8 protein-coding genes are annotated in these 12,726 nt (G+C 64.7%); 5 read left to right on the top strand and 3 right to left on the bottom strand.

Features of this window, described 5'->3' with window-relative positions; all coding sequences use genetic code 11:
- Positions 1–186 precede the first annotated feature (186 nt).
- Positions 187–2,583 carry a S9 family peptidase gene (locus IPM18_06255; GenBank protein MBK9119191.1) on the bottom strand — a complete coding sequence of 799 codons (2,397 nt, stop codon included), beginning with the start codon at positions 2,581–2,583 and terminating at the stop codon, positions 187–189.
- A gap of 80 nt (positions 2,584–2,663) precedes the next feature.
- Between IPM18_06255 and IPM18_06250 the strand changes: the two genes are divergently transcribed.
- On the top strand, positions 2,664–3,257 hold the full coding sequence (locus IPM18_06250; GenBank protein ID MBK9119190.1) for a hypothetical protein: 594 nt from the start codon (positions 2,664–2,666) through the stop codon (positions 3,255–3,257).
- A gap of 25 nt (positions 3,258–3,282) precedes the next feature.
- On the opposite strand, the gene IPM18_06245 is transcribed toward IPM18_06250, so the two are convergent.
- A complete protein-coding gene (locus tag IPM18_06245) occupies positions 3,283–4,596 on the bottom strand; it encodes a LemA family protein (GenBank protein ID MBK9119189.1) in 1,314 nt (437 codons plus the stop codon).
- A gap of 167 nt (positions 4,597–4,763) precedes the next feature.
- Positions 4,764–8,150, bottom strand: a complete 3,387-nt coding sequence (locus IPM18_06240; GenBank protein MBK9119188.1) for a hypothetical protein — start codon at positions 8,148–8,150, stop codon at positions 4,764–4,766.
- Positions 8,151–8,594: 444 nt separating this feature from the next.
- Here IPM18_06240 and IPM18_06235 point away from each other — a divergent pair, with 444 nt between their 5' ends.
- The 4 genes from IPM18_06235 (at position 8,595) to IPM18_06220 (ending at position 12,717) form a co-directional block, all read left to right on the top strand.
- The gene (locus tag IPM18_06235) at positions 8,595–9,389 is read left to right on the top strand and encodes a hypothetical protein (protein MBK9119187.1); all 795 of its coding nucleotides are present in this window, start codon (positions 8,595–8,597) and stop codon (positions 9,387–9,389) included.
- Entirely contained in the window at positions 9,383–10,648 is a 1,266-nt protein-coding gene (locus IPM18_06230; protein MBK9119186.1) for a glutathionylspermidine synthase family protein, read from the top strand. The genes IPM18_06235 and IPM18_06230 overlap by 7 nt, the downstream gene beginning before the upstream one ends.
- Positions 10,635–11,417 carry a hypothetical protein gene (locus tag IPM18_06225; GenBank protein MBK9119185.1) on the top strand — a complete coding sequence of 261 codons (783 nt, stop codon included), beginning with the start codon at positions 10,635–10,637 and terminating at the stop codon, positions 11,415–11,417. The genes IPM18_06230 and IPM18_06225 overlap by 14 nt, the downstream gene beginning before the upstream one ends.
- A 94-nt stretch (positions 11,418–11,511) precedes the next feature.
- Entirely contained in the window at positions 11,512–12,717 is a 1,206-nt protein-coding gene (locus IPM18_06220; GenBank protein MBK9119184.1) for a hypothetical protein, read from the top strand.
- Positions 12,718–12,726: the final 9 nt, after the last annotated feature.

Raw genomic sequence — 12,726 nt, 5'->3', positions numbered from 1 at the left:
ATCAACCCTCGACATCCGCGGCCCCGGTGAGCCCGGTATTGAAGTTATCCCATACCCTTTCGTTTCTGGGGGAGTGGACAGGCGCGGGGCGCTACTTCAGCGGATTCTCGACCCTGCCCCTACCCCTCCCTGCAAGGGAGTGAGGGAGGGATTCGCGGCATGTGCGTGCGCGTGTTGAGGGATGTTCTACAGGTGGTCCCGGATGTACTCCCACCGCAGCCGCAGCCAATGCCCGCCGTTGCTCGACAGTCCGTGGTCGCACCGCGGGTAGATCATGAGGTCGAACGGCTTGCCGGCCCGCTGCAACTGGTCCGCCACCTGCAGTGTACTCTGCACGTGCACGTTCTCGTCCAGCATCCCATGCGCGATCAGCAGCCGCCCGCGCAGGTTCTCCGCCGAGACGACTGCCGATGACACTTCGTAGCCGTCCGGGTTCTCCTGAGGCGTGCGCAGGAAGCGCTCGGTGTAGATCGTGTCGTAGTTCCGCCAGTCCGTCAGCGGAGCCGCGGCCAGGCCCAGCTTGAACATCACGCTGCGCGACAGCGCGTAACAGGTAAGATAACCGCCGTAGCTGTGCCCCAGGATACACACACGCTCGAGGTCGGCCGCTTCGTGTGCGCCCAGCCACCGCAGGCCGGCCTCCAGATCCTCCAACTCGGTGACACCGAGTCGGTCCGCCGCCAGCCATGCGCTCTGCCAGCCCTCGCCGCTCGCGCTGTGCGGGTCAAGGACCCACACAAGGTACCCGTGCTGCGCGAGCATGCGTTGGAACATGCCACTCGACCCACCCCAGCGATCGTGCACGGTCGGTATATGCGGCCCGCCGTAGACGAAGTGCACCACCGGAGCCCGCTCTCCCGGTGCGCGTCCGGGTGGGCGCAGGATCATCGCGTTTAGCGTGCGGCCATTGTCCACGGTGATGCGGAGAAACTCGGGTGCAGGCAGATCATACTCGGCCAGCAGCGCCACGGGGTTGTCACTCAGCACCCGCACGAGCGCGCCTGTGCCAGTGTGCAACTGCACGCGCGGTGGCGTGTTCGCATTGCTGAAGGTGTCGATGAAGTACTGCCCCTGCGGCGCGACCACCGCACTGTGATGAAACCCTGGCGCGGTCAGACGCTCGATTTCGCCGCCGGCCAGCGGCACACGATAGAGATGTTCCGCGATCGGAGTGTCGGCCGTCCCGCTGAAATACACCCATCCCGCTTCATGCGCCACCGCCTTTACGTCACGAACCTCCCACGGGCCCGCGGTCAGCCGGTTGCGCAGCGTACCGTCGAGTGCGTAGTGGTACAGGTGTGGCCAGCCGTCGCGCGCGCTGAGCCACAAAAACGAGCCATCCGGCAGCCAGTGGGGCAGACCAAGATGCTCGACCCACGCAGGGGCGGTGGGCGGTTCCTCACGGACGAGCACGCGGCGCTGCCCGGTACCGGGATGCAGCAGGTTGAGCTCGAGCCAGCGGGCCGTGCGATCCTGCATGGGTGCGACGAACCAGCCATCCGGCGTCCACGCCGGCGGCAGCACGAGCAGATTCTCCGCGTCGTAAGCGGACAGGTCGGCCCATACCAGCGTGCCATCCGCCGGCCGCACGAAGCCGACGCGCGGAACCGGGTTGGCGTCTCCCGCCTTGGGGTAGCGCAAGGTGATAAGTTCGGGCGGCGTGGGAAGGTGGTCGACCATGGTATGCACGGGCACGCGGCGTTCATCGAGTTGCAGGAAGGCGAGTGTTTGCCCGTCTTCCGACCACCAGTAGCCGCGCCAGTTGCCGCGGCCGTAGAGCTCCTCCTGGTAAACCCAGTCGAGTTTGCCATTGTAGAGCTCGTCGCCGCCGTCGTGCGTGAGGCGCTGGACGCTGCCATGGCTCATGTTCAGCACGTACAGGTCATTCGCGTGCACGAAGCCGAGGTGCTGCTTGTCCGGGCTCAGCGTCAGCAGTTCGCGCTCCGGGTCGGCCTCAGCCAGGCGCAACAGCAGCCCATCCGCGAAATCGTAGCGCCAAATGGCGCCTTGATGCACAAAGATCAGCACCTCGTAGTCGGCGCTGTGCAGCGTCGGTCGTCGCGCGAAGCGGTACGCCTCTGCTGCGGTGAACGCCCCACTGTTGACGAGCGCGGGCTGCACGGCGGTGTAATCGTAGGCCGGCCCCGCTTCGCCGGTGGCCGCGGCCACACGCATCGACAAACCGTTGCGCACCTCAAGATAGTGCGTGCCATCCGGCAGCCAGCGCAATCCACGGACGTACGAGCCGGAGAAGTTGAGCGCGGTGCGCCCGTAGATATCCTCCAGCTCGAGCAGGCGCGCGGCGGGTGTCGTGGTGGGCTGCAGACAGCCACCCAGCAGGGGCAGCAACACCAGCGCGGCTGCGAACGCCGCCGGCGAGGGAAAACTCCGGGAACGGAAGCGCAACAGGCGCATCACTTCGACCTCCGGGAATGGGCCATGGTGCCGCGGAATGTTGTCGCCGCGCACGGTGCCGTTGTAACCGACGTGTGATGCGGCGACAATGGCGGGAGTGCTCTCGCGCGGGCTGCGCAATTCACGTACAACAATGCCTCGTCCTGTCAAGCGCTGTGTCGAAAACATCTCACACCGCAACTTGCGCCCGACTTGCGAACTCGCGGCGGGCCGTATCTGATACACGTGCTTGAGATGTGGAAGACGGCATGGATTTTCACAACGCGACCGATCTCGACAGCGCCCAACTCGCACAACGGCTGCTACGGCACACTTTACCGTATCGGCACGACCGGCTGACCGTGCGCATTCGATACAGCCGCGGCGCCGATTTCTCCGGCACGTGCTACTACGCCACGGCGCGCCTGTTTATCAACCTCGGCCGCGACAACCGTTACCCGTATCTGCTCGGCACGCACATCGCGCGGTCGCAGTCGAATCGCACGCACTGGTGGCGCGAGACGTACCGACTCCGCCTCGAGAGTGCCGAACAGCTCGTCCTGTTTGTGTACCTGCATGAGTTGTATCACTATCTCGTGCATGCCGCGGGCCGCAATCCGCGACGCAAGGAATCCCTTTGTGACCGGTTCGCGACGCGTGTACTGGTGGATCATTACGGTGCGCGCGTCATCGACGCACAGGGACTGTCCGTGCCGCGGGACGCCTGGGACATCAAGGATGTGCATGCCTTTGTGGCGGCGGCGCCGCGGGCACCTGCCAGCAGCAGCCCGCGCCCGCCGGCGCGCGATATTCCGGTGACGATTCTGGGGATCAGGGCCGGGCGCAAGGCCCGTCGAAAGTGAGCTGTGCCGAGGCCGGGCGGAAGACTCACTCGACAAGCCGCACAGTCACCGGTGCACGTTCGAAGTCGGTTGCCGCCAGCAGCGGCTGCGGCTGCAGACCGGCCAATGCCGCTACGTAGCGATCGGGGAGCGTTTCAAGCCGGTTGTTGTAGAACGTGGCGATGTGGTTGAAGTAGGCCCGCGCCAGCGCGATGCGCTGCTCGGTAGCGACCAGTTCCTGCTGCAGCCGCAGGAACGCGTCGTCCGCGCGCAATTCGGGGTAGCGTTCCACGGTCAGCCGCAGCAATGCGGCGCAGCCATGCGGGTCGGGACCGGGGGCGCCCGGTGCCGTTGCGGCGAGCTGGCTGCGGAACTCAGCCAGTTCCGTCTGCAGCGTTTGTTCGTGGTCGCGCAATCCACGGACGATCGCTACCAGGTTGGGGATCAGGTCCGCGCGCCGCTTGAGCTGTACATCAATATTGGCCCACCCCTGCCGGACGCGCTGTCGCAGGTCCACCATGCTGTTGTAGGCCATCCACAGCCACGCGAGCAGTGCGACGAGGAGTACGCCGAACCCCGCGGCGACATACACGGGCACACGGCCGGCAGGTGCGCGGTCGCGCAGCACATCGGCCGCAATCCAGCCCCCGGTGCCGAGCAGCACGGCGAGAAAGGTGAGCAGCCAGTATGTGAGCCGGTAGCTCCCGCGCACCGACTCCTCTGTGCGCGTCGAGATGAGAAAGAGCGGTGCGTCGCGATCGTGGCGTATTTCGGGCGCTACGATGTCCGAGCGCTCGCGGGCAGTGCCGACGACGTAGATCGGCGCATGCAGCGGGATCGCTTCCTCGGCGAAACGGCGCCGGTGATCGGAATTCATGATGGCGCGGCGCGGTCCCTTGGCGTAGTAGAGCGGATCGTTCCGGCCGCAAGTCTGGCTGAACACGGTGCGCGTGTGCAGCTTCGCACGGGCCGGCTGAACCCGCACGACCCCGGCGTCGTCGCGCAGGTAGAACGGAATCTGCTCACCACCGTTCGCGACCGTGGTCCAGCCGCTCTCACGGCGCGTGCGTGTCCGTGTCTTTCCATCCTTGTCGGTGTAGGTCTCGGTGACGGTGCGCGACCAGTGCTCGGCCACACTCCACTCGTAGTGTACGCATGGCAACTCGGCCAGGAAGCTCTGCAACGGGTGCTCCGCCTCGGCCGTGCCCTTGAGTTCAACCAGGCCGATGAAAACGCCGCTGGTCTTGCTGGTGGGCAGGTTGTCGATGAGGCGCTGCCGGCGACCGGCGCGCAGTGCAGCCGTGATGCAGACGAGCGCCAGCAGGGCGCCGACCAGGGGGGCCATAACCACGGGTTCCATGCGGCCGGCATGATAACAGCAGGGCAGCACGCAACCGAGGGGCACTCCGCTGTGCAGCTCGCAACGAGCAAAGCTGGGACGCGGCCACCGGAAGAGCATCCGGTCGCCGCGTCCCGCAGGGTGTCAACGTCTCGACGGTCTCAGCGTGGAACCGTCGCGCCGGTGCGCTACGGTACGGTCACGCACGGTACCGGGTTGGCCTTGATCGCGGCGATGAAGCCGGAGATGTCCGCGAAGTTCACGAGGCCGTCGCCATTGAGATCGCCGTTCAGGTAAGCGCACACGCCTCCGGCCGGATCGTACGTCCAGTTCGCACTGCTGCCGGCCTTGATCGCCGCGATGAACAGCGAAATATCGGCGAAATTTACGAGTGTGTCGCAGTTCATGTCACCGGGGCAGGTGTTCGTGGGCGGCGCCACAAACGGCTCGGGGCCGGCATTGTAATTTTGCACAATCTCTTCCGGTGCCAGGGCACGATCGTAAATCGCCACCAGCCGATACTCGCCGAGCCACGTATTCGTGTTGTTGAGATCGCGTCCGAGCGCGAGCCGGTAACTCGTTACCCAGGTATCGAGCGTACCCCCGAGCACGCTCTCCGCCGGAAGCTGCGGAGAGCCGTCTACATAAAGTTGCGTCGCGCCGTCCGTGCCGCGCGTGTAGGCCACATGGGTAAGACGAGTCTGCACGAGCGGATCGGTGGCCTGCACCGCGCCCGAGCTGCCGGTGGTTGATGTCCGCAGCCGAACTGCGTACAGCGCACCCGTGCCGGCGATCGTGTTACCCTGGCCGAGCGTGAAGTTGCGGAAACTGCTGGAGTTGGAGGACATCGTGACGATCGCGGCCGGACCGAACTGGGTCGTGTTGGCCGGGCTGATCCAGGCCTCCAGCGTCAATTCGCCGCTCGTGCGAAGGGTCGTGGCCAGCTCACTCGCGGCTCCGGCGCTGCGAATCGCGGCGGGCTGAACCACCTGCAAGCCACCGTCAGTCCACTGCACGGCCGCCGGAGTCTCGATGGTCAGGTTCAGAGGGTTGGCGTTCTCAGACATGTCGAAGATGACGTTGCCGGCACCTTCGTTGAATTCGTACAGGGCCTGCAAGCCGGCACTGACACGCGGAATGGGTGCGTAGACAAAATTCGCAACCGTCCCCGGCGCAATCGGGTTTCCGGACAGGTCCGTTACTCCGTCAACCGCCAGTGTGTACATTGCATAAAGGATCATCGGCGATGTGGACAGCCGCACGGTCGAACCGTTCTCCGCTACCACGGCCGCACTGATCAACAACCCCTCGATCGCATAATTCGCGAGATCTTCGGCCGTCGACGGGTCCACCGCTTCGGAGAAGTTCACCCGGACCACGTCCTCCTCGGTCGCCACCACGGACACGAGTGTCGGCGGGTTCTGGTCGAGCACGTCGGTGCCGGCTGCCCAGATCTCGGTGGTACGGGCGGTCCCCAGGTTGCTTGAGGCGCTTTCAGCATGCCAGACCACGAGATCCGTGCCGCCGAGCGACGGCCACCAGTTGTCATACGTCGTGTCCGTCAGCCGGCTGATCTGACCATTGCGGCGTTCGTAGATCTGCCAGTATTGGCCATCGAAACCCTGCCAGACGATGCGGCCGTCGTCGTCGATCTGCGGGTGCTGGTCGTGCGTATTGTTCGCGGTCAGGGCGGTCGCCCCTCCGCCGGTCGCCAGACTGTACCAGATTTCCCAATCGTCCTGACCGGCCGCTGAATTCGCCCGGCGCATCCACACGACCTCGGCCGGATTAGCATTGTTGATCTGCGGCCACCAGTTGTAGCCGGCTGCTGTGCTCAGCAGCACGGGTGTCCCGCCCGTGGCATTCGTGCTCCAGATCTGGGTATTCGTCTGATTGGACCAGGTGTGCCAGACTACGCGACCGGCGTCGTTGATCTGCGGATACTCATTTTTGCTGGAGTTGGCGGTCAACTGCACCAGTCCGCTGCCGTCGGAGTTCGCCGAAAAGATCTGCCAGAAGCCGTTGATGTAGCCCATCCAGACGATGCGCCCTTGATTGTTGATGCGTGGCCACACGTCGTCCGGGCGTGCTCCACCGAGATGCTCCCGGTAGGTGATCCGCACAAGATCACTGCCATCCACGTTGGCACTGAAGATTTCGTAGTTGTCGCCCACCCAAGCGTACCAGACGATGCGCCCTTGGTTGTTGATGTCGGGGTGGAAATTGTTGTAGTCGTTGTTTGTAATCTGCCGCAGATCTGAGCCGTCGGCGTTGGCAGTGAAGATCTGGAAGGTGCGGCCATTGAAACCCATCCAGACGACCTGGTTGTGGTCGTTGATGCGTGGTGCTTCATCGTCGAAGGCGTTGCTGGTCAGGCGCGTGAAGTTCTCGCCGGTGGCGTCCGCGGAGAAGATCTCCAGTTGGCGACCGACAGCTCCGTACCAGACGATCCGGCCATGAGCATTGGCCTGGGGTGCCCAGTCGTCCTGGATGTCGAGTGTCAACGTACGCTGGGGTGTAGTGCGCAGCGGCGGCGGCGGGGTGGGATTGGCCACCACAGCGTGATCGCCACCGCTTTCTGTGTGCGCATTGAAGTTGAAGGTGTACTCCCACCAGTTGTTCAGCCGGTTGAAGCCGTCATGGTTGTTGCGACCGGCGACGTGCGGCATGTGCTGGTACCACCACTTGAAGAACGAAAGCTCGTAGTTGTTGGTGGGTCCGGGACCCCAGGTCTGGGAATTGATGGCAATCGTCTGGCCGCCCGTACCGTTGAAATTGGGGAAATCGTTCATCCAGGAGGGCGCCTGGCTGAAAGCCGGAACGGCATTGGCGTAGTCATAATCCGCGAGGCCATTCGGGGGGTAGTGTGCTGAGCCCACACCGAATGCGCCGCCGGCGATGGGCGACTGTCCCACGTTCCATCCAAAGCGGTCCCAGAGATGCCGGTTGGCGTTCACGTTCCAGCCGTTGTACGTACGCGTCATGATCGACTCGGCGCGGTGTCCGGTGGCGTGCAGCGAGACAATGCGCTCGTAGTTCCATCCCATCATGATGAAGATGCGCGCGGAAGCGATGCGGTCGAGCGCCGGAGAATTACACCAATAGCCGCCGAAGCCGGCCATGCGTGATTCGTAATAACCGAAGTAGGGCGCACCGTAGATCCCGACCTCGCGCAGCTCGCCGCGGTCGGTCTTGCGATGCAGGTTGTAGTCGCGGACGATCGCGTGATAGTCGACACCGTCCGGCTGGTGCCATTGTCCGGCGAGGTATTGTGGCTCGGGATACTGGAACCCATCGGCCTTGATGGGGAAGAAATCGACCTCGAGATACTGCGAGAGCCGCATGTGCATCACGCCATGCGACCCAATCCGCATGCCTTCGATCTCGTCAATGATCTCGCTGGCCGGATTGTGCCAGTTGAAATACTGGTGCAGCCGAACGTTGTTTTGAGTCTTCAGCACCGGGTTAAAACTGATAACCTTGATACGTGGGTACTGCGTTTCGACCGGCTGTGCTCCCGCGACCAGTGCCCCGGAAAGGACACTCGTCACCATCATCCAGCGCAGTTTCTTCATGATGTCACTCCTGCTTGAAGACTCCGTAGCCGGTCGGCGGCGCACTGACGCAAACCGGGGGAACCGCAGACCGCCGGGGACGATGGCGGGTGGCTCTGGCGTAACCAGCATCCGCTGAAGGCAGGGAGCGGACACTAAACCGTTTCACGACTCTACGGCAGGGTAATCTGCGAATCAACCACAATCCGATTTCTTGTGAAGCATGTTCCCTTATCGGACGCAGCTACCGCCGTCTCCACGGTGGTCACATCGTCCGTTGAAGCTGCGCTCGCCACCTGTGTTGTGTTCGCATGCTCGGTGCATGTGAAACGGCCGATAAGAACGTCGCGAACGTTTCCGGTGGCGGCTGTGATGGCTCCGGGACTCCGCTAGACTACTCGGGTTATGTTTGAATCGGCCCGCCGGGTGCCGGATCGCGGCGACCTTATTGCAGGCAGTGAAACGATGGGAGAAGACGAACTCTTCGTGCTGGTGATTGCGGGTATCGGCAGTCTCGTCTTGTGGGGCTGGTGGTACTCCGCAGCCATGCGCCCCTCGGCGTTCATCTCACCGCACCTCACACGTTGGCCTCTGACCGTCCTCCCGGTGCTCTGCGGCGGCCTGTTGTTGGGGGTCTTGCGCTATCTCGCTGCCAGCGATGTCCGCGATGCCCCGGTCTACCTCATCCTTTACTTTTTCCTCGGTGCCGCCTGGGTCGGGGCTACGCTGCTGCTGATCCCACTGTTTGGGGTGCAGCCGCGCGAAGACATCGTAGAGCGCCGGAACCCTGCGGCCGCGCCCATGGTCGCCGGCACGCTCCTGGCGCTGACGCTCTGTTATGCCGGCGGCAACATCGGGGACGGGCCCGGATGGTGGGTAGTGGTGTACAGCGCTGCGCTCGCGACCGGCGCCCTGCTGCTTCTGTGGCTGGTTGTCGAACTCGCGACCGGAATCGGCGCGGTGATCTGTGTGCATCGCGATTCCGGTGCTGGCGTGCGTTTCGGACTGTTCCTGCTCGCCAACGGCCTCGTGCTCGGCCGTGCCGTCGCGGGTGACTGGACTACGGGATCCGAGGCGGTTGCCGATGTTCTCCGCCTCGCCTCGCCCCTGCTCCTGCTGGTCGCTGTGGAGATCGGCGTCGCGCTCGTGACTCGACCGACGCCCGCGCATCCCTATTCACCGGCGTGGCTGGGGGCGATTCCGGGGATGGCCTATGTCGCGGCCGCCGCGGCCTACGTCGGATGGCTCGGACCGTGGTAGCCGTGCCCTACACCCTCGGGCCGGGGCTTTCGCCAACGGCCTACGCGGCCATGCGTCGACACACGATCTTCCGTTGTAGCAAGTGGGATCCGCAAGTCGGGGATGTTGCGGTGCTGGCACGGCACCCGCTGATTCTCGCGCCTTTCGTCGCCCGGAAACTCGCCGGCTGGGCGGAACAACTCGCTGCGGAGGCGCTGGCCGCCGAAGATGAGCTGCGACAACGTCCTGACCTGGTGGCGCAACTCGGGTTGCCCCGCGCCATCTGCAGAGCGGTGCGCCGTGGTTCTGCGAACGGGCCACTGCCCCCGGCGCCGCGCTACGTACGTTTCGACTTTCACTACACTTCTGAGGGTTGGCGCATCTCGGAAGCAAACACGGATGTTCCCGGCGGTTTGCTGGAAGCTTCGGGCTTCACGGCCGCCATCGCTCGTGAAACCGGTGCCGGTCATGGCACGGCCGATCCGCTGCTGCGTCTCGCCGAGGCGTTGGCAAGAGCAGCCGGCGGAGACGGTGGCCGGGTTGCCCTCGTACATGCCACCGCCTACACGGATGACCGTCAGGTTGTGATTGCGTTGCGCACGGCACTCGCGCAACTTGGAGTGTCAGCCGAGCTGGTGAGTCCGGCGCAGGTGCGCTGGGATGGCGGGCTGGCCCGGCTGGCGTGCGATTGGAGCCGTGCGGAAGCGCAGGCCGTGTTCCGCTTCTTCCCGGGCGAGTGGTTGCCGAACCTGCCGTGGGGGTGTCACTGGCAGGCCTATTGCGAAGCCACACGCACACCGCAATGCAATCCGGCGACCGCGCTGCTGCCCCAGTCGAAGCGGTTTCCGCTGATATGGGATCGTCTCGCAACGTCCCTGCCAACGTGGCGGCACTTGTTGCCCGAGACCCGTGCACCGCAGAACGTCCCCCGGCGCGAGCGCGCCGCCTGGGTGTGGAAGCCCGCACTGGGTCGCGTCGGCGAGGGCATCGGCATCACCGGTGTCACTCCGTCCGAAGAGTGGCGCCGTATCCGCCGCGGATTATGGTGGGCTCCGCAGGAGTGGGCACTCCAGCGGCGCTTTGACGCGCTCCCGGTGGACACGCCCGACGGGCCCCGCTATCCGTGCCTCGGCGTGTTCGTCGTCGACGGACGTGCCGCGGGCATCTACGGACGCTGGGCACCCGTCCCTTTGATCGATGCGCGGGCGCAGGATGTCGCGGTGCTGGTTGCGCAACAGGTCACTGCCGTGCAGAAGGAGGTGGTGGGTGGATGGGTTTGAACGAATCGACGGTGAACTCCTCTATGACCTTTGGGCACCGGCTGAATCTCCGTGGTCGGCGTGGGCTAAACCCGTACTGTTTGCGCACATGACTTCCGCAGAGCCGGCGCGCATCACTCCGCCGGCCCTGGAGGCGGTTGACTGGAGCTGGTTACCGGGCGGGAACCTGGATACCGCCCTGGTCCTCGACCTGCCCGGGCAGGAAACCGTGTATGCGGCCGCGGCGGTAGCGCAACGCGGTTATCGTCCGGTGCCACTTTTCAATACCAGCCCTGGCCCGGCTGCGGCCCTCGACTTGGCGCCGGTGATGCGCGGACTGGCGGACTGCGGCGCGGCACTGGTGCGGGCGGCGCTACCCGCGGAGGCGCCCCCGGCGTTCATGCTCGATGCGGAGCGTTTGCCCCCCGGGCGGCCGCCTGGCCCCGGCAAGTTTGACAATCGCTGGATCACGTTTCCGCAGGATTTCCCCTCCGGCGTGCGGTTGCTGGCGGCAGGGGTGCGGACGGTGTTGGTGCTGCGGCGCTCGAACAAGTCGGTAGCTGACGACTTGCGCGATGTTCTGCTGGGCTGGCAAAAAGCGGGTTTACTCCTCCAGATCAAGGATATCAGCCGCGACGAGGCGCCGACCGCGCTGTCATTGCCCAGTTTCGGACCGTTGCGCCTGTTAAGTTTTTTTACGAAATGGGGATTGGGTCTGCGGCGCAACAGTGCCGGCGGTTTTGGTGCGACCGTCCCCGAGCCCAAGAGTGGTGGCGGGCATTATGGCTAGCAGCACGGTGGCAATACCGCCGATACCGCTATCATGCGTTATCAGAAGGGGTCTGTGCCGTGGCGCAGCGCGGGATATCGTGCAGGAGTATCGCATGGATCGGTGTGAGCGCGTGATAGGAGATCGGGGCAACAAGGGTTGGCGTTCGTTGCGTATCTCTGCTGCGCTGCTGGGTTTCCTCCTGACAACAACCGGGACCGATGCATCCGAGCCCTTTGAAGCGCTCTCCTTCGAGGCCGCCCTGGCGCGGGCTGCCAAGGTTGACCGTCCAGTCTTCCTCTTCTTCGAAGCCCCGTGGGTGCCGCAGGCCGCTCGCGGAGTCTGGTATCAGCCGGAAATCCTGCAGATGTTGCAGCAGCGCACGGTGGCGATACAGCTCGACATCGTCCGCGATGAGGAGCTTGCGCGACGTTTCCGGATCGAGACGGTCCCGGCCCTCCTGCTCGTCGGAGCCGACGGCCGCGAGCGTGATTACATCGTCAAGCCGGCGAGCGTGCCGGAACTGATTGCCGAGCTGCGTGATGCCCTTGACGGTATCGACGGAATTGCCCGTGCACAGCGCCGCCTCGGTGGGCTCAACCGCAAGAACCCGTTTCGCCGCGAGGAGCTGGCGTATGCGCTCGACCGTCAGGGGCGTGCCGAAGACGCGCTGCGCGAGTACCTCGTTTGCCTTGACGACGGCCTCGATAATACTTTTTACGCCGCGGCGCGGCGCGACTGGCTCGCCCAGGCCATCTGGCGGCTCGGCACGACGCACGAGCCCGCCCGTGAGGCGCTGCGTACACGCCAGGAACAGTGGGAACGGTCGCTTCGTGAGGATCGCGACGACGTCAATGTGGCTCGGAACGTTGCAGCACTCCATCGCGGCATGGACGCACCCGAACGAACGCTGGAATTGTTCGATCGCCTGCCCCAGGAATCCAAGGCCCGGCGCGTGGTCTTCGATTACGTGGTTGCGGAGTTGATCACGGCCCGACGTTATGCCGACGTCGTCGCGATGGTCGACCCGCAGAAACACTTCGATGAGCAGGTTCGCAAGGCGCGCGGCGGCATCGCCTGCCCCTGCTGCAGCGTCAGTTCGATCGACCAGTATGGCGTCGAGGGGGCTGTTGCACAGCATGGCGCGCGCCTCGTCGAGACCCTCGCGGCACTCGGACGCGACGCGGAGGCCCGCGCCTTGCTTGCAGCCGTGCGTGAATTTCGCCCTGGGGAGGTGACCGAAGGCAAGCTGCGCACACACCTGGAAAGGGCCGGGCGGATCGAGCTGCTGGCGGGTCCATCGGAGTCGCAAGCGGGGTAGGCCGCGCGG

It is taken from the genome of Phycisphaerales bacterium (assembly GCA_016716475.1).
Classification (GTDB): domain Bacteria; phylum Planctomycetota; class Phycisphaerae; order UBA1845; family Fen-1342; genus JADJWG01.
The sequence above is the reverse complement of the archived record's forward strand: the minus strand, read 5'-3'. Positions and strand labels throughout refer to the sequence as shown.